We start from the raw sequence: 23,787 nt of genomic DNA on the forward strand, positions 1-23,787 counted from the left end.
ATGGCCGAGGAGATCCGCGCCGAGATGGTGGCGAACGTCTGGAAGGTCGTCGCGTCGGCCGGGGACACCGTGTCCGAGGGGGACACGTTGGTGATCCTGGAGTCGATGAAGATGGAGATTCCGGTGATCGCCGAGTCCGACGGTGTCGTGCAGCAACTCGCGGTGAACGAGGGCGACGTGGTGCAGGACGGTGACCTGATCGCGGTGATCGGTTGAGTGGCGTACTGGTCCGTCCGGTCGAGCCGGCCGATCTCGCCGGGGTCGCCCGCCTCACCGTCGCGGCGTACGAGGCCGACGGCCAGCTCAAGGACGAGCCCGGCTACGCCGACGCGCTGGGCGACGCCTCCGCCCGAGCGGAGCACGGTGACGTGCTGGTGGCGGTGGACCGGGCGAGCGGCCAGCTGCTCGGTTCGGTCACCTTCGTGCTGCCCGGCACCCGGTACGCCGACATGTCCCGCCCGGGGGAGGCGGAGTTCCGGATGCTGGCGGTGGATCCTGCCGCGCAGCGACGGGGAGCCGGCGCGGCGCTGGTGGAGGCGTGCATCGCCCGGGCGGTCGAGCTGGGCTGCACCGCGGTGATCATCTGCGTACGCGAGGGCCTCGCCGAGCCGGCCCATCGGCTCTACCGCAAACGTGGCTTCGTCCGGCAGCCGGAGCGGGACTGGAGCCCGGCCCCCGGCGTGGACCTGCTCGCCCTCCGCCTGTCTCTCCGCTAGCGGAGGCGGCGGCTCACCGCCCGGCGGGCGGCTCGGCGATCGCGGCGAGCAGCTCGTCGGCGACCTCCAGCGCCACCTGCTTGCGCTCCACGTCGGCGATGTCCGGGGTGCGTACGGCGAACCAGCTGCTGTGCACGGCGAACAGGGCCAGGACGGCCCGGAGCTGGGCGCCGGGGGAGTCGTCGCCCTGGCAGAGCGCGGTGGCCAACCGGAACATCCGATCGCGCAGCTCACGGCCGGCGGAGAGGCTCTTCAACGCGGTCTGGTTCTGCTCGAAGAACCGCATCACCGAAGGCTGCTCGCCGCTGAACATGGCGTCGGCGTACCGCTCGATGACGGCCCGTCGGGTGGCCAGGGTGGCCGGTTGACGTTCGGCCCAGGCGATCAACGCGTCCATCCGCTCCAGCCGGTCCTCCACCACGCTGGTGACGATCTCGTCCTTGCTCTTGAAGTGGTAGTAGAGCGCGGCCTTGGTCACCCCGAGCCGCTCGGCCACCTCACGCAGGGACGTCGCTTCGTAGCCCTGCTCGGTGAAGAGCTCCAGCGCCACAGCCTTGATCCGCTCACGCGTGCCGCCTGTGCTCTGACTCACCCTTACCTACCAATCCGGTTGACCGTCGTTACCTGTCCAACTTACCGTCCGGCTAGTAAGGTGACTAGCCGGGCGGCAGGTAAGTGTGCCGCATCTCGGGGGGAGAGCTTACTGATGGCCCAGCAGAACCAGGCACCCGTACGACCCAATGTCCGGGTTGTGCTCTTCGGCCTGATGATCGCGATGATGCTCGCGATGCTCGACAACATGATCGTCAGCACCGCTCTGCCGCGCATCGTGGGTGAGTTCGGTGGGCTCAACCACTTCACCTGGGTGGTGACCGCGTACGTGCTGGGGACCACTGTCTCCACCCCCATCTGGGGCAAGCTCGGCGACCTCTACGGCCGTAAGGCGGTCTTCCTCACCGCCGTGGTGATCTTCCTGGTCGGCTCTGCGCTGTGCGGCATGGCCGGGTCCGGGTTCCTCGGCGGGCCCGACGACGGCATGGTCCAGTTGATCGCCTTCCGAGCCGTCCAGGGCCTGGGCGCCGGTGGCCTGATGGTCGGCGTCATGGCGATCATCGGCGACCTTGTGCCGCCCCGCGAGCGTGGCCGCTACCAGGGCATGATCGCCGGGATCATGGCGATCGCGATGGTCGCCGGCCCGCTGGTCGGCGGCTTCATCACCGACCACCTCTCCTGGCGCTGGGCGTTCTACGTCAACCTGCCCCTGGGCGGGGTGGCGCTGGTGCTGCTGATCGCCACCATGCACCTGCCCAAGTACCGCACCGAGCACCGCATCGACTGGCTCGGGGCCGCGCTGCTGTCGGTCGGCATCACCGGGGTCGTGCTGATCACCACCTGGGGTGGCAACGAGTACGCCTGGGCCTCTCCGCAGATTCTCGGCCTCGTCGTACTCGCCGTCGTGGCGCTGGTGGCCTTCGGGTTCGTCGAGCGTCGCGTCCCCGAGCCGATCCTGCCGCTGCGGCTCTTCGCCAACCGGAACTTCGCCCTCATCTCGGTGATCGGCTTCCTGCTCGGCTTCGCGATGTTCGGCGCGATGAACTTCCTGCCGCTCTACCAGCAGACCGTGCAGGGGGCGTCGGCCACCAACTCCGGGCTGCTGCTGCTCCCACTCATGTTCGGCATGCTGGTGGTCTCGCTGGTCGTCGGGCGGGCGATCACCCGGACCGGGCGGTACCGGATCTTTCCGATCGTCGGCGGCGCGGTGATGACCGTCGGGCTCGCGCTGCTGAGCCTGCTGGACGTGGACACCAGCAAGTTCGAGTCGTCGCTCTACATGCTCGTACTCGGCACCGGCATGGGATTCCTCATGCAGACGTCCATGCTGATCGCGCAGAACAGCGTCGCCCAGAAGGACCTGGGGGCGGCCAGTGGCGCGGCCACCTTCTTCCGCTCCATCGGCGGGTCGTTCGGCATCTCGCTGTTCGGCGCGATCTTCGCCAACCGGCTGGCCGGCTCGGCTGCCGGTGGCGCGTTCAGCGGCGGCGGCGAAGCCGGTGCGGCGATGAACATCGAACAGCTCCGGGACCTGCCGGCGCAGGCCCGCGAGGTGGTGCTCGGTGGGCTCGCCGACGCGATCTCGCACGTGTTCCTCTGGGCGGTGCTCTTCGCCGTCGTGGTCCCGGTGCTGGCCTGGTTCATCCGGGAGATCCCGTTGCGCACCAGCAACGAACGGGAGCCCGACGGTGCCGGGCCGGAGCAGGCCGAGGCCGACCTGGCCCGGTCACCGGCGGTCTGACCACCCGGGCACGCTCAGGGCGTGCCGCGTGGGCGGCTCCGCCACGGGGGCAGAAGTCGGCGCAGCAGGGCGCGCAGCGCGCCACGGCGCTGGCCGGCGGTCACGCCGGCCAGCGCCTGCGCCAGCGCGATGGTCTCCGGATCCAGATCCGGTGTGGCCAGTGCCAGGTGCGCCAGGGAGGCGGCGTTCGGCACCGGCTGGTGTCGGGCCGCCTCGGCCACCGCCGCCAGCCGCCCGGTGACCAGCGCGGCCACGTCGGGGCGGACGGACGGATCGACCCAGGCGGCGGTCACCAGGGCGAACAGGGCCGCCTCGGAGACCTCTGCCACTTCGCGCGCCAACTCCACCAGCACCCGCCGCCGGGTCGAATCCGCCCACGGCTCGTCGGTCCGATGGTGCAGCAGCCCGAGGCAGGTCCAGACCTGCACGCAGCGCAACCACAGCGCCGGGTCCTGGCCGGAGAGCACCCGTCCCAGCGCGTTCTGCGGAGTCTCGGGCGGATGGGTCAGCAGGCCGAGCAGATCGGGCAGGTCGAGCGTGGCCAGGCCGACCGCCGCGTCGTACGCCGCCGGCGGGTGCGGCCAGGCCGGGTGGGCGAGCTCCCGCAGCCTGCGGGCCGCCTCGGCCGACGGTGGGGGCGGCGTGGGGCGGTCCGCCGGCGGCTCCAGCTCCTCGACGTGCCCGGTGTCGGGATGCCCGTGGATCGCGGCGGCCCCGGTGGTCGGCGTGGGCGGCGTCAACTGCCCCAGCCAGGGGCGTCCGCGGCAGCATTCGGCCAGATCGCCGTGTTCGTGTGAGTCGTCCGGATGATCGCGGATGAAGTCCGCCAACGCCACCAGGTGACGCACCGCGCCGTCGCGCTGGAAGCGCAGGCGGTGTGCCGTGTGCACGGCACAGTCGAAGGACGGATTGCGGGCCAGGGCACGTTCGATCCAGCCCAGCGCCTCCTCCAGCCGGCCGTGGTCGGCCAGGGTGGCGGCGATGTCGGCGTACACCGTCAGGTCGTCCGGGTCGTGCCCGACGGCGCGCCGCAGCGCCGCGAGCGCCTCCCGGGTCCGGCCGGCGCTGCGCAGCGCGTACCCGAGCCACACCTCGCCCATCTTGGACGGCGTCGCGCGTACCCCCCGGCTGGCCCAGCGGACCGCGAGCGGAATCTCGTCCACCCGCCGGGCCAGCGCGGACGCCGTGCCCAACAACAGCGCGTGCTCCGGGTGAACGGTGATCGCGTTGCGGGCGAGGGTGAGGTACGGCGACAGGGCCGCCCGGTTCGCTGGCGGGACCGGGTCCGCAACGGCGGCGCACACCTGCATCAGCACTCGGGCGGCCTGTTCGGGGCCGAGGCGCTCGGCCAACTCGGACGAGGTCACCCACGGCACCCCCGCCCAGTCCGCGCCGGGTGCGTGCGCGGTGGCGGCGACCAGCAGATCGAGGCCTTCGGCTGGATGGCCGGCCGCGGCGAGCAGATGGGCGCGGGCGACCACCGCACCGACGAACGTGTGGTGCTGCAACGGGAACAGGCCGAGGCCGCCGTCGCCGCTGGCGGCGGCCAGCCGGGCGAGGGCCTCGTGCACCTCGGGCAGCGTCGGTGCCCGGGCCAGCGCCGCCGCGACGTGCTCGGCGGCATGCGTCAGCTCGCCGGAGTCCAGGGCCCGTCGGGCCAGAGCCAGCTCCTCCGTCGCCGGTAGCGCCCGGTCGTCCGTTCCCTCGGCCACGTGGTCCTCTCGCTCGTCGGTACCGGTTGCGCGGTGAGGTCGGGTCAGCGTAGGTGACGAGACCCGGTTTCGGTGATCCACTGCGCAATGCTGCTCATTTGATTGCTCAGAACGGCACAAAGATGCAAGGCTGAGCATCATTCGCGCGGATATCGCGCAGGGGAGGAGCTTTTCGTGACGCGCCCAGGTAGCGGCATGGCCGCCGACATCGACGAGCAGCCGGCCGGTTACGAACGGTTGCTCTCCGCCGAGTACGCCACACCCATCGCCCGGCTGGCCGGGATCGTCGCCGAGCGTCGACCCCGGCACGTGGTGTTCACCGCACGAGGCACCTCGGACCATGCCGCGTTGTACGGCGCGTACCTCAGCGAGATCCGCCTCGGCCTGCCGGCCGGCCTGGCCTCGCCGAGCGTGGTAACCCTCTTCGACGCCCGACCGGACCTCTCCGACGCCCTGGTCGTCGCAGTCAGCCAGAGCGGTGGATCCCCCGACCTGACGGAAGTGCTCCGAGCCGCCCGCGACTCCGGCGCCCTCACCCTCGCCGTCACCAACGCCCCGGACTCACCGCTGGCGGCGACCGCGGAACTCTCCGTCGACATCGCGGCCGGGCACGAGCGGGCGGTCGCCGCCACCAAGACCTACACGGCCGAACTGCTCGCCCTGCTGATGCTGGTGGAGGGGATCAGAGCCGGCGACGGTGCGCTGCCCGCCGAGGAGCGCCGGGCTCTGGCCGACCTGCCCGAGCTGGCCGCCCGCACCCTCACCGACCCCGTTCCGGATCAGCTCGCGCCGCGCTACCGCTTCGCCTCCCAGCTCGTCACCACCGGCCGGGGGTACGCGTACCCGACCGCCCGGGAGGCGGCACTGAAGCTGATGGAGACGTCGTACCTGCCCGCGCTGGCGTTCTCCGGCGCTGACCTGTTGCACGGTCCGCTGGCCATGACCGACCCGGAGGTGCCGGTGCTGGCGGTGGTCGGCTCGGGGCCGGGCGGGCGGTCGATGGGCGAGGTGCTGCCCCGGCTCGGTGAGCGCCGCGCCGACGTGGTGGTGGTCGGCTCCGCCGAGATCGAGGGCACCACCCGCCTCGTCGTACCCGAGGTCGACGAGCGGTACGCCCCGCTGTTGGACATCCTGCCGCTGCAGCGGCTGGCACTGGCCCTCGCCCTGACCCGGGGCGAGAACCCGGACGCGCCACGCGGGTTGAAGAAGGTCACCGCGACCAGGTGACGGTGGGCGTGGCACGCTGGTCGGCGTGTCAACGCTGCGCGATCTCGCCGAGGAGCACACCCGTCTACGCCGGGTCGACATCGACCACCTGCATCGCATCGCCGGTGACTGGCAGTTGCTGTCCGACCTCTCCTTCGCCGACCTGCTGCTCTGGGTTCCGGTGGACGGTGAGGGCAGCTTCCTCTGTGTGGCCCAGGTCCGCCCGACCACCGCGCCCACCGCCTACCAGGACGACCAGGTGGGACGGATCGTCGGCGGCCCGGAGGTGGCACACCTCGATGTCGCCTACCGGCAGGGGCGGATCTGGCGGGAGGGCGACCCGGTCTGGTACGGCGACGTGCCCGCCCGGCACGAGGCGATCCCGGTCCGGCTGCGCACGGCCGACGGCGAATCCGGCGAGGTGATCGCCGTGGTGGGCCGGGACACCAACCTCTCCACCGCCCGTACGCCCAGCCAACTGGAGTTGAACTACCTGACCACCGCCGACGACCTGGCGCAGATGATCGCGGACGGCACCTTTCCGCCACCCCGGCACCCGGGCGAGACCACCTCGGCACCGCGCGTCGGTGACGGGCTGGTGCGGCTGGACGCGGGCGGCAAGGTCACCTATGCCAGCCCCAACGCGCAGTCGGCGTACCGCCGGCTGGGTCACGCTTCGCTCCTGGTCGGTGAGGATCTCGCGGTGCTGCACCGGCGGCTGGCCGACGACCCTCTGGAGGGCACCGACGCCGCGAACGGCATCCTCGCCACGCTGCGCGGCGAGGCGCCGCCACGACGGGAGATCGACGCGCGCGGCGCGACCATGCTCACCCGGGCCCTGCCGTTGATGCCCGCCGGAGTGCCGATCGGCGCGCTGGTGCTGGTCCGCGACATCACCGAGGTACGCCGACGCGACCGCGCGCTGATCACCAAGGACGCCACCATCCGGGAGATCCACCACCGGGTGAAGAACAACCTGCAGACGGTGGCGGCGCTGCTGCGCCTCCAGGCCCGCCGGGTGTCCATGCCCGAGGCGCGGGTGGCCCTGGAGGAGTCCGTACGCCGGGTGGCGTCGATCGCTCTGGTGCACGAGACGCTCGCCATGTCCAGCGACGAGGCGGTGGAGTTCGACGGGATCGTCGACCGGGTGGCCAACGCGGCGACCGAGGTGGCGGCGACCGAGGTGACCGTCGCGATGCGCCGTACCGGCACCTTCGGTGTGTTGCCGGCCGAGATCGCCACCTCGCTGGTGATGGTGCTCAACGAGTTGCTGCTCAACGCCGTCGAGCACGGCTTCCCGCCGGCCGGTGACGAGTCCCCGGTGACCGTCGGGCCGGCGAAGCCCGAGGTGGTGGTCTCGGCTCACCGGCTCCGCAGGATGCTGCACGTCACCGTCGCGGACAACGGTCGGGGCCTGCCGGCGGGGTTCGACGCCGAGGGGGGTGCCAAGCTCGGGTTGCAGATCGTCCGGGCGCTGGTCACCGGGGAACTGCGCGGCACCATCGAGTTGCGTCCCGGCGGCGACGGTGGCACCGAAGCGTTCCTGGCCGTCCCGCTGGCGCGCAGCAGCGGGTGACCCGACGCGCCCGCTCGACCGCGACTGCCGTGGTCGACGAGGCGGGCGGAGGACGGTCAGCCACGCCGGGTCAGCAGGGCGAGCGTGATGCCGGGTCGCGGCCACACCTGGGTCACCGTGAAGCTGTCGCGTAACGCGTCGCCCTTGGTGCCGGGTACGGCGGCCAGCGGGTCGGATCGCCGCCCGGCCAGCACCAGCCAGACCCGCTCGGCCCCGGTCAGGCACCCCGTCGGGCGGTCGCATTCGGCGGCCCACAGGTCACCCCGGCGTTCTTGTCCCTCGACCAGCAGCGCGTCCCGTGGGGTCCGACCGTCCAGGTGATATCGCAGGCCGAGGTCGAGAAAGAGCCAACTGTCCCGGGGGGAGTAGACCACTGCGTCACCGGGTCGCTGGCCGCTCGCGACGATCTCGGCGACCGCCCGGTAGTCCACCGTCGCACTGCGTGGCCACTCGTGGGTGCGGCGCAGCGCGGCCTGGTCGGGCAGGCCGAGCAGGCCGGTCAGGACCACCACCGCCAGCGCGGCGGGCAGCCGGGCCGAGGCGAGCGCCGCACCGGCCAGCAGGCAGCCGAAAGGCACCACGAAGACCAGATAGCGGGGTACCCACAGGGGGACGACCGACCCGGCCAGGAAGAGCAGCAGCACCGGGGCCAGGACACCACTCAGCGGCAGCAGCCCGCGGCGACCCGCCCGAGCCGCACCCAGTGCGGCGAGCCCGACCAGCACACCACCGACCACACTGCTCTGCGCCACCCCACCGGCAAGCGCCGCCAGGTCTCCGGGCCGGGCGGCATCCACCCAGTCGAGCTGCCGGGCCCGCTGTCCTCGGGCCACCAGGGCCACCGGTACCACCGCCACCACGACCGGCACCAGGGCGACCAACCAGCAGCGGACCGCTCGGCCCGGCCTCGGTGACGTTCGCTTCCCGCCCGATCCGTCACCTCGGCCGTCGCCGTCAGCGGTGGCGGAGCCGTCCGGTACGCCCCCGGTCGTGGTCAGCGCGGCGACGGCGTGGGCGGCGAGCAGGGTGAGGGCCACCAGGTGGGTGAGCCCGAGAGCGGTGGTCGCCGCCGCGTAGCCCACCCAGCGTCGCCGCGCGGGCCGACGCAGCGCGTCGACCAGCAGCAGCGTGCTCAGCACGGCGAGCGCGCTGGCCAGGGCGTACGGCCGCGCCTCCTGCCCGTACCGGGAGGTGCCGGGGAGCACCGCGAACAGCAGGCCGGCGAGGGTGCCGACGCGGGCGTCCCACAGCCGCTGCCCGAGGACGGCGGTCAGGCCGGCAGCCGCGGCCATGGCCAGCGCGGAGGGTAGGCGCAGTGCGGCCACCGAATCACCGGCCGCCGCCAGCCAGGCGTGCATGAGCAGGTAGTAGGGTCCGGCGGCGGCGTCGATGGTGCCGGCCAGCCGGAACAGGCCGGTCAGTCCCCGGGTGGCGGCACTCCAGGTCGCCAACTCGTCACGCCAGGGCTGGGCGGCGTCCAGGCCCACCAGCGTCGCCAGCAGGGTGACGGTCGCCGGCGCCAGCCACACCGGCATCGAGCGCAGGCGTGCTCCACTCAGTCGAACGCCGATCCCGGCCGGCGGAACCGACCTGTCGGGCAGATCCCCCACATCGCGAGCCTGCCACACGGTGACGCTCGGAGAAGCCGACAGCAACCGCCCGTGATGTGGGATCGAGCACGTGGTCATTGGCTGGCCCGCTCGGGGTATGGCAGCATGACGCTCATGACTGCCGCTGTCGTGCGCCGCTTCGTGGCTCGCCGCCACGTCGATTACGGCCGCGTCCGCAGCGCCATCTGTCCGGCTCACTGACGACGCCCGACCATCCCTGCCTCGGGCACGCAGCGCGCCGGCCGTGCAGAGACATCGTTGTCCACGGTCCCTCCGGGAATCGGTCGTCGCGCCCGCTCAGCCACACCGAGGCGCAGCAGACAACGGAGGACGCCGCGATGGCAGTCAGCGAGATTCCCGCCCGTCAGCCACGAGCCCCCCGGCGCCCCCGTGGCGAGGGCCAGTGGGCGCTCGGGCACCGGGAACCCCTCAACCCCAACGAGCGGATGAAGAAGGACGATGATCCGCTCAACGTGCGGGCGCGTATCGAGAACATCTACGCCCATCGGGGGTTCGCCTCCATCGATCCCCAGGATCTGCGGGGCCGGTTCCGGTGGTGGGGCCTGTACACCCAGCGGAAGGCGGGCATCGACGGCGGGCGTACCGCCGTGCTGGAGCCGCACGAGCTGGAAGACGAGTTCTTCATGCTGCGGGTACGCGTCGACGGCGGCCAGCTCGACCTGGCACAGCTGCGGACGGTGGCCGAGATCTCGCGTGAGTTCGCCCGCGACACCGCCGACATAACCGATCGGCAGAACATCCAGTACCACTGGATCCGGGTCGAGGACATGCCGGAGATCTGGCGGCGGTTGGAATCGGTCGGGTTGCAGACCACCGAGGCGTGCGGCGACTGCCCCCGGGTCATGCTGGGCAGCCCGGTCGCCGGGGTGGCCGAGTCCGAGCTGATCGACTCCACGCCCGCCATCGACGAGATCGTCCAGCGGTACATCGGCGACAAGGAATTCTCCAACCTGCCGCGTAAGTTCAAGTCGTCGATCTCCTGGCTGGTGGACATCCCGTACGAGGCCAACGATGTCGCCTTCCTCGGTGTCGACCACCCGGAACACGGTCCGGGCTTCGACCTGTGGGTCGGCGGCGGCCTGGCCACCAACCCGATGCTGGCCCAGCGGTTGGGCGCCTGGGTACCGCTGTCCGAGGTGGCCGAGGTCTGGGCCGGCGTGGTCGGCATCTTCCGTGACTACGGCTACCGTCGGCTGCGCCACCGGGCCCGGCTGAAGTTCCTGGTCGCCGACTGGGGTGTGGCGAAGTTCCGGGAGGTGCTGGAAAAGGAGTACCTGGGCCGGACGCTGCTCGACGGTCCCGCCCCGGAACTGCCCGACCGGCCGATCGACCACATCGGCGTGCACCGGCAGCGCGACGGCCGCAACTACGTCGGTGCCGCCCCGGTGGTCGGACGGGTCTCCGGAACCCAGCTCGCCCAACTCGCCGACGTGGTCGAGGCGCACGGCAGTGGCCGGGTGCGACTCACCCCGTACCAGAAGCTGCTGGTGCTGGACGTCCCGCCGGAGCGGACGGAGTCGTTGGTCGCGGGCCTGCGCGAGATCGGCCTGGAGGCACAGCCGTCGGCCTGGCGGCGCGGCACCATGGCCTGCACCGGCATCGAGTACTGCAAGCTCGCCATCGTCGAGACCAAGGCGCGCGGCGAGGAGCTGGTGGCCCGGCTGGAGCAGCGACTGCGCGACTTCGACGCGGACATCTCCATCCACATCAACGGCTGCCCCAACGCCTGCGCCCGCACCCAGGTCGCCGACATCGGTCTCAAGGGGCAACTGGTGACCGGGCCGGACGGCCGTCAGGTGGAGGGCTTCCAGGTGCATCTCGGCGGTGGCCTCGGCATGGCCGAGGGTCGCACCGCGGGCTTCGGGCGCAAGCCGCGTGGCCTGAAGACGACCGCCGAGGAACTGCCCGGGTACGTCGAGCGGCTGGCCGTGCGCTACCTGGCCGGCCGGACCGAGGGCGAGACGTTCGCCAACTGGGTGATTCGGGTCGACGAGGAGGAACTGCGATGAGTGGTACAACTCGTTCCGCGCCGCTGTACTGCCCGTACTGCGGCGAAGAGGATCTACGGCCGAGCGAGACCGGACACAGCGCGTGGGAGTGCCACGCCTGCGCCCGGGTCTTCACGGTCCGGTTCACCGGCCTGCTCTCCCAGGCGGTGAACCGGTGAGCGCCCTGGTTTCCGCGGCCGGCCTCGGCCTGGTCGACACCCGTGCGGCGGTCACCGCCGATCCGTCCCGACGCGACCCGGACGAGCTGCGAGCGCTGGCCGAGCGGGCCGGCCGGGAGCTGGAGGGCGCGCCCGCCCTGGAGATCGCGCGTTGGGCGGCGGAGACGTTCGGGGACCGGTTCTGCGTGACCAGTTCGATGGCGGACGCCGTCCTCGCCCATCTGGTCTCCCGGGTCGCGCCGGGGGTGGACGTGGTCTTCCTGGACACCGGGCTGCACTTTCCGGAGACCCTCGCCGTCCGCGACGAGGTGGCCCGCACGCTGCCGGTGAACGTCCGGTCCATCCGGCCACGGCTCACCGTGGGGCAGCAGGACGGGGAGTACGGACCGCGGCTGTTCAGCAGGTCGCCGGACGAATGCTGCCAGCTACGCAAGGTGGAGCCGCTGGAACGGGCACTGACCGGCTACGACGCGTGGGCCGCCGGCCTGCGCCGTGACGAGTCGCCGACCCGCGCCAACACGCCGGTGGTCACCTTCGACCCGCGTCGGGGCAAGGTGAAGGTCAACCCGATCGCGGCCTGGACGCAGGCGGACGTCGACGCGTACATCGGTCGGTGGAACGTGCCGGTCAACGAGCTGTTCCGGCGCGGTTACGGCTCGATCGGCTGCTGGCCGTGCACGCGGCGCACCGGGGCCGGCGAGGATCCACGGGCCGGTCGCTGGGCGATGTTCGAGAAGACCGAGTGCGGGCTGCACGTCTGACCGGAGGTGTCGACCTGACCCTGCCCGACCCGCCCCGCCCGGGCGGTGACCCGCTGCTGCTGGTCGCCCACGGCAGCCGCGACCCGCGCGCGGCCGACGCGACCAGGGCTCTCGCCCGGGCGGTCGCCGCCGCTCGCCCGGGTACGCCGGTGTCGGCGAGCTGGCTCGACCACACCGAGCCCGACCCGACCGAGGCGTTGCGCGGGCTGGCGGCGGCCGGGCACTCCCGAGCGGTTCTGGTGCCGCTGTTGCTGACGGCCGCGTACCACCGTCGGGTCGACATCCCGGCGGCGGTGGCGGCGGCCCAGCGGACGGGTCCACCGATCCGGGTGCGGATCACCGACGTACTCGGACCGGTGGGAGGCGAGGTGGACCCGGCACTGCTGGCCGGGTTGCGGCGGCGGCTGGGCGAGGCGCAGCCGGGCCGGTACGACGCTGTGGTGCTGGCCGCCGCGGGGACACGTGACGCTGCGGCACGGGGATCGGTGGGACGGGTGGCCGAGGCCCTCGGCAGCACCCTGGGTGCTCCGGCGCGCGTCTCCTACGCCTCGGCGGCGCCGCCGGCCGTCGACGCCGCTGTGGCGCGGTTGCGGGCACGTGGTGCGCGGCGGGTGGCGGTGGCCGCGTACTTCTTGGCACCCGGGCTCTTCCACGACGGGGTGGTGACAGCGGCGCGGCAGGCCGGCGCGATCGCGGTGGCCGGCCCGCTGACCGACGCGCCGGAACTGGTCGATCTGGTGCTGCGTCGGGTGGATGCCGTCGGGCAGCAGAACGCCCCGGCAGTCTGAGCTGGCCGGGGCGTTTCGCTTGGTACGTGTGTGGTGGTCAGGCGGAGTGAGCGCGCAGCACCCGGAGGCCGCCGCGACGCTTGACGGCGCGCCGCTCCTCCTCGCTCATTCCACCCCAGACGCCAGCGTCCTGACCGGATTCCAGCGCCCACTGCAGGCACTGGTCGGTCACGGAGCAGCGCCGGCAGACGGCCTTGGCCTGCTCGACCTGCAGGAGAGCCGGGCCAGACGTCCCGATTGGGAAGAACAGCTCCGGGTCCTCGTCGCGGCAGACAGCATGGTGGCGCCAGTCCATGGCGGCAACACTCCTCATTCTGGATGGGTGGCAGATGTTGCTTCTTGGTGCTTTTCCTATATGCATCCGCATTGCCGATCGTGACGGTTTGCAACCGTCATTTCGGCAGTGCGTGAGCAGGCTGTTTGCTCGCGGGACCTGCTGAAAAAGCTCGACTTGTCGAGCGCGTCCAGGCAATGTCCCGGTAACTCAAGTTCGCTTGTGAATACTTTCACGAACTCACACGATGTCAAGGGTGGCGCTCGGAAAAACTCCGGACGGTGAGCAAGCCCACAACCCATTTGTCCGGGTTCCAGATCTCTCCGGCTACCCGGCGTATCACAGTCGAGGATCAATATAGTACAGTCCGCCGCACATTGCTGACATTTCCGGCATCCGTCCCGGGTGTCGCAGCCGTCGCGTCGGGGGTGACGCCGACTCCCTCACCCCGGTGGTACCGGAGACCTAACAGATTACTCTGAGTGCGGCGGGAACGGAGGTGAATCTGACTTTTTCCCGCTCGCCAAGATAGTCGCCGTCAAGCTGAAACGCTTGTGGACGGCTCGCGACCAGCGTGAACTCGGCCACGTCGTGCAGTCGCAAGACCCGACGACCGCGAGGATCGGCCGTCGTGGAGAAGAATTGCGTCACGGTGCGTGTCGTACTGACGACTCCTAGCTGGCGCAGGGCCATCACATCGAGGCCGAGGTCGAACGACGCGCCAGGGTTCGGGTTGACCTCCCGCTCACCGACGTACGTCCACGGGGCGGTGTTCTGCACGATGATCGTGGCCAGCTCGTCCTCGGTCGCCTCGCCCGGCCGCTCCAACTGGATCGCCGGACGCCGTCGCTCGTTGCCCAGCAGGAACTGCGCGGTGAACGCCCGGAAGTAGAGCGAAGGGGAGGGGACCCGCCCTCGGCGGCGCGCCTCCTCGACCCGATGGATCACCGACGCGTCGAGCCCGAAGCCAGCACAGAAGGTGAAATAGCGGTCGTCGGCCCGACCGAGGCCGATCGTGCGGTGCCGGCCCAGGCGCAGCGCCTCCAGGATCATGCTGGCGCCCTCCGGCCACTCCCGGGGCAGGCCGAGCGCCCGGGCGAAGACGTTCGTCGAGCCCCCCGGCACGGTGGCCAGGGCCGGCAGCCGGTCGGCGGTCGGCTCGGCGCCACCGACGGTGGTCGCTGACATCAGCCCGTTGACCACCTCGTTCACCGTGCCGTCACCACCGAGGGTGACCACCACGTCGACACCCTCCTCGGCGGCCTCCCGGGCCAGCGTGGTGGCGTGGCCGCGCTGGCGGGTGTAGCGCACGGAGAGGTTGACCTCACTGCGTAGCGCTCGGACGAGCACGTCACGTGCGCGCTCACTGGTGGTGGTGGCCTTCGGATTGACCAGCAGGACGGCCCGCATGGGCGGCACAATACCCCGCGACGCCACCGGTATCGTGACCGCGTGACCATCGACTCCGACCCAACCCCTGTCACGCTCCGTTGGGCGGTCCGGCTGTTGCGCGGCCAGGCGGTCGCGGTCGGACTGGTCGCCGCCTGGCTGATCGTCGCTGACCTGACCGCCACCACCACCGACCTGGCGTCGGCGCTGCTGGTGACGGCCTTCGCGATCGGCGCCGCGGTCGCCCTCTGGGCGCTGGGCGGTGCCCTGCTACGACGGCGGTCCGGCGCTCGTGCGCCAGCCATCGTGCTGCAGCTCATGCTGCTGCCGATCGGCTGGTTCATGATCCAGGGCGGGCTCGGCTGGCTCGGCGTGCCGCTGCTCGCGCTCGGTGTCGGGGTGACCTGGTTGCTGGTGAGCCCGCCCACCACCCGTGCCCTCGGCTTCGAGTGAGCCTGACCCCGCCGAGACTCCTGAGCTGACCCGCGCGCCACGTGCGGCGGGCTGACGTGCCTGCCGCGCGGGGCGGGCTGACGCGTGCCAAAGAATGGGATGCGTGTGCCGCGCGGGGTGGGCTGACTGACGGTCGGTCAGGGGGCTGACGCCGACCTGGGCGCCGGGGTCACCAGCCGGAGGCGCGCCGGGTGAGCAGTGAGATGGTCGCCCGACCGTCGGCCGCTCTCGCTCCCGCCGACGTGGTCAGCGCGGTGAGCACCTTCCACGCGAACGAGGACTCCGCCGGCAGTCGGGCACCGGACGTCGTCGGCACGGTCACCTCGACGGTCAGTGCGTCCTCGGTGACCGCGAAGCGGCAGTCCAGTTCGGCATCCCGCGCGGCGATGGCGAGCAGCATCGCGCACGCCTCGTCAACCGCGATGCGCAGATCCTCGATCTCGTCCAGGGCGAACTGGAGGCGGGCCGCGAGGCCGGCGGTGGCGGTACGGAGAACGCTCAGGTACCCACCGTCCGCAGGCACGGTCAGGTGCACGATGTCGTCATCGGTCGTTGGCTGGCCGGTCAGTTGAGTCACCACTCATCCCCCCGGTCGGGGACTCTACCCGCTGGGACCGCCGCGCGGTTGTTGATGGTCAGCGCGGCGGGCCGGGCGGCCCGGGTGGGGACCGCACCGGACGGAACGCCCGGGACCGCGTCACTGGTGCCGCGACGCGTCGGCGGTCGGCGCGTCCGCAACGGGACACGCCGACCGCCGACGCGAGGCACGGCTGCGGAGCGGTTCGCTCAGCCGCCGTACGCGGGTGACGTCAGGCCTGCTTGGTCTCCCAGAAGATCTTGGAGATCTCGTCGATCTTCTGCAGCAGCTCGTCCGCCTTGCTCGGGTCGGTGGCGCCCTTGGCGCCGGCGGCGCCGGCCAGCTTGGTGGTCTCGTTGAACAGCTGGTGCAGGTGCGGGTACTTCTCGAAGTGCGGCGGCTTGAAGTAGTCGGTCCACAGCACCCAGAGGTGGTGCTTGACCAGCTCAGCCCGCTGCTCCTTGATCAGGATGGCCCTGGTGCGGAACTCCGGGTCGGTGTTGGCCTGGTACTTCTCGCAGATCATTTTGACCGACTCGGCCTCGATGCGGGCCTGCGCCGGGTCGTAGACGCCGCAGGGCAGGTCGCAGTGGGCACTGGCGCTCACGCGGGGCGTAAGGATGCGTGGAAGTCGCATCGGGATCCTCCATGGGAAGTTTGCGATGATCCAAGACGACATTACTCCTGGACGGTGGTCCCCGAGGCCGCTGGAGGTGAAACCCGTGCCCGCCCCCCGGCTGCGATGGCCGCTGTCGGCCGTGCTGGTGACCGGCCCCTCGATGGCACCCACACTTCGTCACGGTGACGCGGTGCTGGTGCGGCGGGGTGGCCGAGCCATCCGGCCCGACGATGTGGTGATCGCGGTCTTTCGCAGCCGGCCCGACCTGTTGGTGGTCAAACGGGCGATCCGTCCCGTCGACGGCGGCTGGTGGCTGTCCGGCGACAACGACCTGGTCACCGACGACTCCCGAGCGTACGGCGTGGCTGACGTGCACGGCCGCGTGCTGGCCCGGTACTGGCCACGCCCTGGCCGGGTGCCGCCGCGACCGTTATGACCCTGCTCACATACTGGACCTCTGGGCCTGGTTATGCTCGGAAGTGCCCGGGTGACCCCCCGCACCGCGCGCCGCCGCTCGCTCGCCTCACCGTGCGCCCGACCGGCCGGTCCAGCTGCTCGAATCTTCTGGAGTCACCATGTCTTCGTCCACCGTGGACCCTGCTGATCCCGTCTTCCAACTGCACCGGGGCGGCAAGATGGCCGTCGTCTCGACCGTGCCACTGACCAGCCGGGACGACCTCTCCCTCGCGTACACCCCGGGTGTGGCCCGGGTCTGCGAGGCGATCGCCGCCGACCCGGACCTCGCCCACGACTACACCTGGGCCTCGCGCACCGTCGCGGTCGTCACCGACGGCTCGGCGGTACTCGGGCTCGGCAACATCGGCCCGAGCGCCGCGCTGCCGGTGATGGAGGGCAAGGCCGTGCTGTTCAAGCAGTTCGGCGGGATCGACGCGGTACCGGTCTGCCTGGCCACGCAGGACGTCGACGAGATCGTCGCGGTGGTCACCGCGCTCGCGCCATCGTTCGGTGGCATCAACCTGGAAGACATCAGCGCACCTCGGTGCTTCGAGGTGGAGCGGCGGCTCGACGAGGCGTTGGACATCCCCGTCTTTCACGACGATCAGCACGGCACCGCGATCGTCGTGCTGGCGGCGATGCGCAACGCGGCGACTCTGCTCGACCGCAAGCTCGGCGACCTGCGGGTGGCCGTGAGCGGCGCGGGAGCGGCCGGCGTGGCGGTGACCAGGATGCTGGTGGCCGGCGGCGTGGACCCGGAGCGGGTGGTGGTCTGCGACTCCCGGGGCATCATCTCCCGGCAGCGCACCGGCCTCACCGGGACGAAGGCCGAACTCGCCGAACTGACCAATGCCGACGGTCGGCAGGGTGACATCACCGAGGCGCTGCGCGACGCCGACGTGCTGATCGGGGTCTCCGGCGGGCTGATCCCCGAGCCTGCGGTGGCCGGCATGGCCCCGGGCGGCATCGTGTTCGCGCTGGCCAACCCCACCCCCGAAGTGGATCCGGAGGTGGCCGCCCGCCATGTCGCCGTGGTCGCCACCGGTCGCAGTGACTATCCGAATCAGATCAACAACGTGTTGGCCTTCCCGGGCGTGTTCCGGGGTGCGCTCGAAGCACGGGCCTCCCGGATCACCGACGCCATGAAGGTCGCCGCGGCCGACGCGATCGCCTCGGTGGTGGCCGAGACGCTCACCCCCGAGGCCATCGTGCCCTCGCCGCTCGACCCGAGGGTGGCACCGGCGGTGGCCGACGCGGTCGCCGAAGCCGCCCGCCGCGACGGCGTCGCCCGCGCCTGAGGTGTAAGGAAGGGGTCCTTCTTAACGGGCGCTCAGCTTGTTACGGTGCGGATCATGCGTGCCGCCTTCGCCAGCCGATTCGACGACGCCGACCCGCTCGCCGCGCTCACCGTCGGTGAGCAACCCGAGCCGAACCTGCCCGACGAAGACTGGGTGACGCTGCGGGTCACGGCCAGCTCGCTCAACCACCATGACCTCTGGTCACTGCGCGGGGTGGGGCTCCGCGCCGACCAGCTGCCGATGATCCTCGGTTGCGACGCCACCGGCGTGGACCCGGACGGCAACGAGGTGGTCGTCTACCCGGTCGTGCCGACGCCGGGCGACCCGCGCGGGATGTCCATCCTTTCCGAGCACTTTCCCGGCACGCTGGCGGAGCGGGTGGCCGTACCCCGGTCGAATCTGCTGCCGCTGCCGGCGGGGCTGGCGGCGACCGACGCCGCGTGCCTGCCGACGGCCTGGTTGACCGCCTGGCGGATGCTCACCGCCAAGGGCCGCATCGACGACGCGGAGGCCGTTCTGGTGCAGGGCGCCGGGGGTGGCGTGGCCACCGCGGCCGTCGTGCTGGCCGCCGCGCACGGCAAGCGGGTGTACGCGACCAGCCGTGACGCCGCCAAGCGGGAGCGCATCGCCGAGCTGGGCGCGACCGCCGTGGAGCCGGGCGCCCGGCTTCCCGAGCGGGTCGACGTGGTGATCGAGACGGTCGGTGCGGCCACCTTCGACCACTCGTTGAAGTCGGCCGCCCTGGGGGCCCGGATCGTGGTCTCCGGCGCGACCGCCGGCCACGAGCCGAAGGTCAACCTGCGCCGGGTCTTCGCCATGCAGTTGGAGATCCTGGGCACCTCGATGGGCACCCCGGACGAGTTGGCCGCCCTGCTGGCCTTCTGCGCCGAGCGGGGGGTGCGCCCGGTGGTGGACAGCGTCGTGCCGTTCAGCCGGGTCGGCGACGCCTTCGCCCGCCTGCACTCCGGCGACGTCTTCGGCAAGGTGGTCGTCGACCACACCGCGTGAGGCCGCCGGGGTCGACAAGATCGTCGCGCTAAGAGCGACCGGCAGTAGGGCGGTGGAGGCGAGGCGGGTCTTGGCCGAGGGTGGCAAGGCGGAGGAGGAGGCCATGCCGGTGTTGCATGGCCGACGACGACAACGCCGCCAGCCGAAGTGCCAGGGCGCGCCGCAGCCCCGCCAGCCCTATTGCCGGTCGCTCTAAAGCTGGTTGTCGAGGGTGGCGATGTCGTCACGGGAGGCGGCGGTGGAAATACGTTCCTTGGCTTCGGCGTCGCCGTAGAGCGTCCACCGGAGGAACTCGATGGTGGTGTCCGTGACCACCCGCAGCGCCGCACCCCCGTCGCGCAGCAGAGCGCGGCCGTGGTCGCCGTCGGGCAGGCTCAGCATCGCCTTCGGCCACGGCACCTTGTCGTACGCGGCCTTGCCGGCGGCGTACTGCACCACCTCGTCGGCTTCGCCGTGCACGAACAGCTGCGGAGCGGCGACGCCGGCGAACGCGGTGCCCACCCCGAAGGCAGTGCCGGAGAGGACGATCCCGGCGGCCAGCCGTAGGTCGCGGCCGGTGGTGAACAACCCGATGGTGGTCACCCCGCCCGCCGAGTGCCCGGCGGCGACGGCCCGGTCGGTGACCAGCCGGCCGCGCAGCGGATCGCCGTCGCGGGTGTCGAGGGCGAGCACCTGGGTCAACGCGTACGACACGTCGGCCGGCTGGTTGAGCACGTCCATCGCGTTGATGTTGTCCCTGGGCCCCGAGGTGTGGGGGAAGGTCGGGGCGGCCACCACGAATCCAGCGGCGGCCCAGCGGGTCAGCAGCGTGGCGTAGTCCTCCGGGTAGCCGCCCAGGCCGTGGCTGAACATGATCACGGGGAACTTCCCGTCGGCGGCGTCGGCACCGCTGACCGGCTTCCCGCCGGCCTGTCCGGCCGCCGGGTACCAGATGGTCACCGGCAGTGGCCGTTCGTCGCGGTTCAGCTTCAGCTTCCGTACGCCGAGCGCGAAGGTCCTCTCCGGGGCGCTGCCGGCGGGGATCGCCGGTGCCGATGCGGAGGCCGACGGCCCGACCGAGGCGGTGGCCGGCGAGCTGGGCGCTTCCGCCCGCTCGGTTGGCTCAGGGTCGGTGGAACATCCGACCAGGATGCTGGCGACGAGACTGGTGGCGACCAGAGCGGCGGCGGCGCGAGGCGACATGGCTCCGATTGTGCCCGCCCCCGCTCGGTAGGACGGTGCACGGGGCGCGACTTCTATGGTGGTGGGCAGGACGGGGGCTGGACAGGTTTCGCTAAGGTTCCCGGCATGGCTGAGAACTACACCGACCCGAGCGGCAACACCGAGGCGTTCCGGGCCTTCGTCAACACGGAGACCGCGCCGACGGAGGCGGCGGCGTCGCGGACCGGGCTGATCATCGGGGCGGCCGTGGTCGCCGCCGTGCTGCTCGCGCTCGCCACCTGGCTCGCCTTCGGCTGACCGGATCAGCTGCCGTCCGCGACCATCGTCCGGGCGGCCCGCGCGATCTCCCGCTCCTCGTCGGTGCCGATGACGCAGACGGCGACCTCCGCGCCGTCCGGCGAGATGAGTCGGTCGCCGCTGCCCGCGTTGCGGTCCGGGTCGACGGTGATGCCGAGCCGGTCCAGTCCGGCCAGTGCTGTCGCGCGTACCGGTGCCGCGTGCTCGCCGACACCGGCGGTGAAGGTGACCGCGTCCACTCGGCCGAGCAACGCGTAGTACGCGCCCACGTAGCCGGTGATCCGACGGCAGTAGACGTCGAAGGCGAGCGCTGCGGCCTCGTCGCCGGCCGTCCGCCGGGCGAGCAGTTCGCGCATGTCGTTGACCCCGCTCAGCCCGAGCAGGCCGCTGCGGTGGTTGAGCAGGTCGTCGATCTCGTCGACGCCCAGGCCGCCCTCGCGGCGCAGGTGGAACACGATGGCCGGATCGAGATCACCACTGCGGGTGCCCATCACCAGGCCCTCCAGCGGCGACATCCCCATCGAGGTGGCGACGCTTCGCCCACCGGCCACCGCGCACGCGCTCGCGCCGTTGCCCAGGTGCAGCGTGATCGTGTTGATCTCCTCGTACGGGCGGTCCAGCAGTTCCGCGGACCGCCGGGACACGTACGCGTGCGAGGTGCCGTGGAAGCCGTACCGTCGGATGTCGTACCGCTGCGCGACCTCGCGGTCGATCGCGTACGTGGCGGTGGCATCGGGCAGCGTGTGGTGGAACGCGGTGTCGAAGACAGCGACCTGCGGCACGTCCGGCAGCGCCCGGCGGGCCACCTCGATACCGGCGAGATTCGCCGGGTTGTGCAGGGGCGCCAGCGGCACCAGGTCGGCGATGGCGGCCAGCACGGCGTCGTCGACCAGCGTCGGCGCGGTGAATCGCCGGCCGCCGTGCACGACCCGGTGGCCGACGACCGCGAGGCCGGTCAGGTCCAGCTCGCTCAGGATCTGTTGGATCGCACCGGTGTGGTCGCTCGGCCCGCCGCCGGGTTCGCCGATGCGTTCGACGATGCCCTTGTCCACGACGCGGTCCCCGTCGTACAGCCGGTACTTGATCGACGAGGATCCGCTGTTGAGTACCAGCACCTTGCTCATGCCGGTCCTCCACTGCGCAGTGGGTCGACCTGAGGCACCAGCGCACCCGCTCGCTGCCGGCCGCTCACGACGTCGCCTGGTCCGACGCCGGCGCTGCCTCGGCGAGTGCAGCGGCCTGGATGGCGGTGATCGCCACGGTGTTCACGATGTCCGGCACGGTGGCCCCTCGGGAGAGATCGTTGACCGGCCGGCGCAGACCCTGCATGACCGGCCCGACGGCCACCGCTCCGGCGGAGCGCTGCACCGCCTTGTACGTGTTGTTGCCGGTGTTCAGGTCCGGGAAGATGAAGACCGTCGCCCGGCCGGCGACCGGGCTGTCGGGCAGCTTGGTGGCGGCCACGGCCGGATCGACGGCCGCGTCGTACTGGATCGGACCCTCGACGGCCAGGTCAGGCCGGCGTTGGCGGACGAGTGCGGTGGCCGCCGCGACCTTCTCCACGTCCTCGCCCGCGCCCGAACTGCCGGTCGAGTACGACAGCATCGCCACCCGGGGCTCGATGCCGAACCGGGCTGCGGTGTCCGCCGACGAGATGGCGATGTCGGCGAGCTGGGTGGCATCCGGATCACGGTTCACCGCGCAGTCGCCGTAGACCAGCACCCGGTCGGCGAGCAGCATGAAGAAGACGCTGGAGGCGACAGAGACCTCCGGCGTGGTCTTGACGATCTCGAAGACCGGGCGGATGGTCGCCGCCGTGGTGTGCGTGGCACCGGAAACCATGCCGTCGGCGTGACCCGCCCAGACCATCATGGTGCCGAAGTAGTTCGGTTGGGCGACGATGTCGTGGGCCAGTTCGGCGCTGACCCCCCGGTGTGCGCGCAGCTTCGCGTACGCCTCGGCGAACTCGTCCCGCCACGGGCTGCTCGCCGGGTCCACCACTCGGGCCTCGCCGATGTCCACGCCCAGCTCCCGGGCGCATCGAGCGACCTCCTCGGGTCGGCCCAGCAGGGTCAGGTCGGCCACGCCCCGGCGCAACAGGACCTCGGTGGCCCGCAGAATCCGCTCCTCGGTCCCCTCGGGCAGCACCAGGTGCCGGCGGCGGGCACGGGCGCGGTCGATCAGGTCGTACTCGAACATCAGCGGGGTGACCCGCGCGGAGCGGCTGACCCGCAGCCGCCCGGCCAGCTCGTCGGTGTCGACGTGCGCCTCGAACGCACCGAGGGCGGTCTCCACCTTGCGCGGGTTGCCGATGTTGGGTCTGCCCTCGATCCGGCTCGACGCGGCCACCGTGTGGAAGCTGTCGCTTCGCACCGAGAGCACCGCGAGCCGGGCGTTCAGCGCCTCCACCAGGCGCATCGCCCGAGGATCGGGTGGTACGCCGAGGGTGAGCACCAGCCCGGCCAGCGACACCTGACCGGCCACGTGCGCGGCGCTCGCCGCCACCAGCAGATCGTCCCGGTCGCCCGGCATGATCAGTAGCGCGCCCTCGGTGAGGTGCTCCAGCAGGGTCGGTACCTGGGCGGCACCGACGACGTAGTCGAGCACGTCACGGGCGAGCGCGGTCTCGTCGCCGGCCAGCACCGTGGCGTCCAGCGCCCCCGCCACCTCCGCCACCGTGGGGGCGGAGACGCTCGGCACCTCCGGGATGGCGTACGTGGGTACCGGCAGTCGAGGCATCGCCATCGACTCGGGGACCCGGTTGGCCAACACCGCGAGCACGGTCGCGCCGAGGTCCGCGAGGTCGTGGTAGGCACCCCGGGCGGCGGCGGCGATCGCCGCCGGCTGCTGCCCGTACCCGTCGACCACCGGCACCACGACGCTGCCGAACTCGGTGGCCAACCGGGCGTTGAAGGCCAGTTCGCGGGGGCCGGCGGTGTCACCGGCGGCGGCGAAGTCACTGCCGACCACGACCATCGCGGCGAACCGCCGCTCCACTGCCCGGTAGCGCTCGACGATCCGGGAGATCAGTTCCTCCCGGCGACCGTCGGCGACCAGGGCGGTGGCCTCGGCGTACGTGGTGCCGTGCAGGTCCGTCACCGGCAGCCCCACCCGGTAACGCTCGCTGAGCAGGACGAGGATCGGGTCGGGCCGATCCTGCACGACCAGTGGACGGAACACACCGATCCCGCCGACCTGCCGGGACAACAACTCCGCGAGGCCGAGGGCGATGGTCGACTTCCCCCCGCCCGAGCCGACACTTGTCAGGTAAACGCTCCGGGCCACGGCACTCACGCTACAAGATCAGGGTTGTTTTCCGCGCGGGTCGTCGGACCCGCCTGCCCGGGCCGTCCGGCGCCCGCGCGACCGCGTCCGCGATCTCCGGCTCGGCCAGAAAGATTTTTG

General features: G+C 71.7%; 24 protein-coding genes. 14 read left to right on the forward strand and 10 right to left on the reverse strand.

The features are described from left to right. Together Vlu01_RS19195 and Vlu01_RS19200 are read left to right on the forward strand one after the other, a co-directional pair. On the forward strand, window positions 1-216 hold the full coding sequence (locus Vlu01_RS19195) for a biotin/lipoyl-binding carrier protein (RefSeq protein WP_093405215.1): 216 nt from the start codon (window positions 1-3) through the stop codon (window positions 214-216). Continuing rightward, window positions 213-716 (forward strand): GNAT family N-acetyltransferase, encoded by a 504-nt coding sequence (locus Vlu01_RS19200; RefSeq protein WP_204001484.1) that lies wholly within the window; start codon window positions 213-215, stop codon window positions 714-716. Before Vlu01_RS19195 ends, Vlu01_RS19200 begins: the two co-directional genes overlap by 4 nt. Before the next feature lie 13 nt (window positions 717-729). On the opposite strand, the gene Vlu01_RS19205 is transcribed toward Vlu01_RS19200, so the two are convergent. Beyond that, the gene (locus Vlu01_RS19205) at window positions 730-1,308 is read right to left on the reverse strand and encodes a TetR/AcrR family transcriptional regulator (protein WP_204001486.1); all 579 of its coding nucleotides are present in this window, start codon (window positions 1,306-1,308) and stop codon (window positions 730-732) included. A 114-nt stretch (window positions 1,309-1,422) separates the two neighbouring features. Here Vlu01_RS19205 and Vlu01_RS19210 point away from each other — a divergent pair, with 114 nt between their 5' ends. Further along, entirely contained in the window at window positions 1,423-3,009 is a 1,587-nt protein-coding gene (locus tag Vlu01_RS19210; RefSeq protein ID WP_204001488.1) for an MDR family MFS transporter, read from the forward strand. Window positions 3,010-3,023: 14 nt separating this feature from the next. Here the strand turns inward: Vlu01_RS19210 and Vlu01_RS19215 are convergent, their stop codons facing one another. Beyond that, entirely contained in the window at window positions 3,024-4,721 is a 1,698-nt protein-coding gene (locus tag Vlu01_RS19215) for a tetratricopeptide repeat protein (protein ID WP_204001490.1), read from the reverse strand. 195 nt (window positions 4,722-4,916) lie between these two features. Between Vlu01_RS19215 and Vlu01_RS19220 the strand changes: the two genes are divergently transcribed. Together Vlu01_RS19220 and Vlu01_RS19225 are read left to right on the forward strand one after the other, a co-directional pair. Further along, complete coding sequence (locus Vlu01_RS19220) at window positions 4,917-5,948, forward strand: SIS domain-containing protein (RefSeq protein WP_204001598.1); 1,032 nt, start codon at window positions 4,917-4,919, stop codon at window positions 5,946-5,948. A 25-nt stretch (window positions 5,949-5,973) separates the two neighbouring features. After that, window positions 5,974-7,503 (forward strand): sensor histidine kinase, encoded by a 1,530-nt coding sequence (locus Vlu01_RS19225; RefSeq protein WP_204001494.1) that lies wholly within the window; start codon window positions 5,974-5,976, stop codon window positions 7,501-7,503. A 56-nt stretch (window positions 7,504-7,559) separates the two neighbouring features. Here the strand turns inward: Vlu01_RS19225 and Vlu01_RS19230 are convergent, their stop codons facing one another. Beyond that, window positions 7,560-9,038: a glycosyltransferase family 39 protein gene (locus tag Vlu01_RS19230; RefSeq protein ID WP_204001497.1), complete on the reverse strand. Its 1,479-nt coding sequence runs from the start codon at window positions 9,036-9,038 to the stop codon at window positions 7,560-7,562. Between the two features lie 413 nt (window positions 9,039-9,451). Between Vlu01_RS19230 and Vlu01_RS19235 the strand changes: the two genes are divergently transcribed. Genes Vlu01_RS19235 through Vlu01_RS19250 form a run of 4 tightly spaced genes read left to right on the forward strand, consistent with a single transcriptional unit; the run spans window position 9,452 to window position 12,850 of the window. Next, a complete protein-coding gene (locus tag Vlu01_RS19235; RefSeq protein ID WP_204001500.1) occupies window positions 9,452-11,143 on the forward strand; it encodes a nitrite/sulfite reductase in 1,692 nt (563 codons plus the stop codon). Further along, entirely contained in the window at window positions 11,140-11,301 is a 162-nt protein-coding gene (locus Vlu01_RS19240) for an IS1 family transposase (protein ID WP_204001503.1), read from the forward strand. Before Vlu01_RS19235 ends, Vlu01_RS19240 begins: the two co-directional genes overlap by 4 nt. After that, window positions 11,298-12,062: a phosphoadenylyl-sulfate reductase gene (locus tag Vlu01_RS19245; protein ID WP_204001506.1), complete on the forward strand. Its 765-nt coding sequence runs from the start codon at window positions 11,298-11,300 to the stop codon at window positions 12,060-12,062. Before Vlu01_RS19240 ends, Vlu01_RS19245 begins: the two co-directional genes overlap by 4 nt. After that, complete coding sequence (locus Vlu01_RS19250; protein ID WP_373307453.1) at window positions 12,044-12,850, forward strand: sirohydrochlorin chelatase; 807 nt, start codon at window positions 12,044-12,046, stop codon at window positions 12,848-12,850. Before Vlu01_RS19245 ends, Vlu01_RS19250 begins: the two co-directional genes overlap by 19 nt. A 37-nt stretch (window positions 12,851-12,887) precedes the next feature. Here the strand turns inward: Vlu01_RS19250 and Vlu01_RS19255 are convergent, their stop codons facing one another. After that, a complete protein-coding gene (locus Vlu01_RS19255) occupies window positions 12,888-13,145 on the reverse strand; it encodes a WhiB family transcriptional regulator (protein WP_007072794.1) in 258 nt (85 codons plus the stop codon). A gap of 444 nt (window positions 13,146-13,589) precedes the next feature. After that, entirely contained in the window at window positions 13,590-14,534 is a 945-nt protein-coding gene (locus Vlu01_RS19260) for a diacylglycerol/lipid kinase family protein (RefSeq protein WP_204001508.1), read from the reverse strand. Window positions 14,535-14,576: 42 nt separating this feature from the next. Here Vlu01_RS19260 and Vlu01_RS19265 point away from each other — a divergent pair, with 42 nt between their 5' ends. Beyond that, a complete protein-coding gene (locus Vlu01_RS19265; protein WP_204001510.1) occupies window positions 14,577-14,966 on the forward strand; it encodes a hypothetical protein in 390 nt (129 codons plus the stop codon). Window positions 14,967-15,135: 169 nt separating this feature from the next. On the opposite strand, the gene Vlu01_RS19270 is transcribed toward Vlu01_RS19265, so the two are convergent. Both Vlu01_RS19270 and sodN read right to left on the reverse strand, forming a co-directional pair. Further along, window positions 15,136-15,543, reverse strand: a complete 408-nt coding sequence (locus Vlu01_RS19270; protein WP_204001511.1) for an ATP-binding protein — start codon at window positions 15,541-15,543, stop codon at window positions 15,136-15,138. 232 nt (window positions 15,544-15,775) lie between these two features. After that, the gene (sodN, locus tag Vlu01_RS19275; protein ID WP_204001512.1) at window positions 15,776-16,180 is read right to left on the reverse strand and encodes a superoxide dismutase, Ni; all 405 of its coding nucleotides are present in this window, start codon (window positions 16,178-16,180) and stop codon (window positions 15,776-15,778) included. A gap of 25 nt (window positions 16,181-16,205) precedes the next feature. Between sodN and Vlu01_RS19280 the strand changes: the two genes are divergently transcribed. The 3 genes from Vlu01_RS19280 (at window position 16,206) to Vlu01_RS19290 (ending at window position 18,924) form a co-directional block, all read left to right on the forward strand. Further along, window positions 16,206-16,598 (forward strand): S24/S26 family peptidase, encoded by a 393-nt coding sequence (locus Vlu01_RS19280; protein WP_204001513.1) that lies wholly within the window; start codon window positions 16,206-16,208, stop codon window positions 16,596-16,598. 139 nt (window positions 16,599-16,737) lie between these two features. Next, the gene (locus Vlu01_RS19285; RefSeq protein WP_204001514.1) at window positions 16,738-17,916 is read left to right on the forward strand and encodes an NAD(P)-dependent malic enzyme; all 1,179 of its coding nucleotides are present in this window, start codon (window positions 16,738-16,740) and stop codon (window positions 17,914-17,916) included. Window positions 17,917-17,961: 45 nt separating this feature from the next. Then, window positions 17,962-18,924: a zinc-binding dehydrogenase gene (locus Vlu01_RS19290; RefSeq protein WP_204001516.1), complete on the forward strand. Its 963-nt coding sequence runs from the start codon at window positions 17,962-17,964 to the stop codon at window positions 18,922-18,924. Window positions 18,925-19,116: 192 nt separating this feature from the next. On the opposite strand, the gene Vlu01_RS19295 is transcribed toward Vlu01_RS19290, so the two are convergent. Continuing rightward, the gene (locus Vlu01_RS19295) at window positions 19,117-20,106 is read right to left on the reverse strand and encodes an alpha/beta hydrolase family protein (RefSeq protein ID WP_204001518.1); all 990 of its coding nucleotides are present in this window, start codon (window positions 20,104-20,106) and stop codon (window positions 19,117-19,119) included. A gap of 105 nt (window positions 20,107-20,211) precedes the next feature. On the opposite strand from Vlu01_RS19295, the gene Vlu01_RS19300 reads away from it, so the two are divergent. Continuing rightward, a complete protein-coding gene (locus tag Vlu01_RS19300) occupies window positions 20,212-20,382 on the forward strand; it encodes a hypothetical protein (protein WP_204001520.1) in 171 nt (56 codons plus the stop codon). Window positions 20,383-20,387: 5 nt separating this feature from the next. Here the strand turns inward: Vlu01_RS19300 and Vlu01_RS19305 are convergent, their stop codons facing one another. Both Vlu01_RS19305 and pta read right to left on the reverse strand, forming a co-directional pair. After that, complete coding sequence (locus Vlu01_RS19305) at window positions 20,388-21,506, reverse strand: acetate/propionate family kinase (RefSeq protein ID WP_204001523.1); 1,119 nt, start codon at window positions 21,504-21,506, stop codon at window positions 20,388-20,390. A gap of 64 nt (window positions 21,507-21,570) precedes the next feature. Further along, window positions 21,571-23,676 carry a phosphate acetyltransferase gene (pta, locus tag Vlu01_RS19310; RefSeq protein ID WP_204001525.1) on the reverse strand — a complete coding sequence of 702 codons (2,106 nt, stop codon included), beginning with the start codon at window positions 23,674-23,676 and terminating at the stop codon, window positions 21,571-21,573. Window positions 23,677-23,787 lie beyond the last annotated feature (111 nt).

The sequence above is a fragment of the Micromonospora lutea genome, assembly GCF_016863535.1.
GTDB lineage: Bacteria > Actinomycetota > Actinomycetes > Mycobacteriales > Micromonosporaceae > Micromonospora > Micromonospora lutea.

Bases quoted from the DNA above. Each gene is read 5' to 3' on its own strand.
- Vlu01_RS19260 (WP_204001508.1), bottom strand. From the start codon at position 14,534: ATGCGGGCCGTCCTGCTGGTCAATCCGAAGGCCACCACCACCAGTGAG.
- Vlu01_RS19255 (WP_007072794.1), bottom strand. From the start codon at position 13,145: ATGGACTGGCGCCACCATGCTGTCTGCCGCGACGAGGACCCGGAGCTG.
- sodN (WP_204001512.1), bottom strand. From the start codon at position 16,180: ATGCGACTTCCACGCATCCTTACGCCCCGCGTGAGCGCCAGTGCCCAC.
- Vlu01_RS19195 (WP_093405215.1), top strand. From the start codon at position 1: ATGGCCGAGGAGATCCGCGCCGAGATGGTGGCGAACGTCTGGAAGGTC.
- Vlu01_RS19305 (WP_204001523.1), bottom strand. From the start codon at position 21,506: ATGAGCAAGGTGCTGGTACTCAACAGCGGATCCTCGTCGATCAAGTAC.
- Vlu01_RS19280 (WP_204001513.1), top strand. From the start codon at position 16,206: ATGATCCAAGACGACATTACTCCTGGACGGTGGTCCCCGAGGCCGCTG.
- Vlu01_RS19235 (WP_204001500.1), top strand. From the start codon at position 9,452: ATGGCAGTCAGCGAGATTCCCGCCCGTCAGCCACGAGCCCCCCGGCGC.
- Vlu01_RS19295 (WP_204001518.1), bottom strand. From the start codon at position 20,106: ATGTCGCCTCGCGCCGCCGCCGCTCTGGTCGCCACCAGTCTCGTCGCC.
- Vlu01_RS19230 (WP_204001497.1), bottom strand. From the start codon at position 9,038: ATGCCGGTGTGGCTGGCGCCGGCGACCGTCACCCTGCTGGCGACGCTG.
- Vlu01_RS19220 (WP_204001598.1), top strand. From the start codon at position 4,917: ATGGCCGCCGACATCGACGAGCAGCCGGCCGGTTACGAACGGTTGCTC.
- Vlu01_RS19210 (WP_204001488.1), top strand. From the start codon at position 1,423: ATGGCCCAGCAGAACCAGGCACCCGTACGACCCAATGTCCGGGTTGTG.
- Vlu01_RS19300 (WP_204001520.1), top strand. From the start codon at position 20,212: ATGGCTGAGAACTACACCGACCCGAGCGGCAACACCGAGGCGTTCCGG.
- Vlu01_RS19240 (WP_204001503.1), top strand. From the start codon at position 11,140: ATGAGTGGTACAACTCGTTCCGCGCCGCTGTACTGCCCGTACTGCGGC.
- Vlu01_RS19285 (WP_204001514.1), top strand. From the start codon at position 16,738: ATGTCTTCGTCCACCGTGGACCCTGCTGATCCCGTCTTCCAACTGCAC.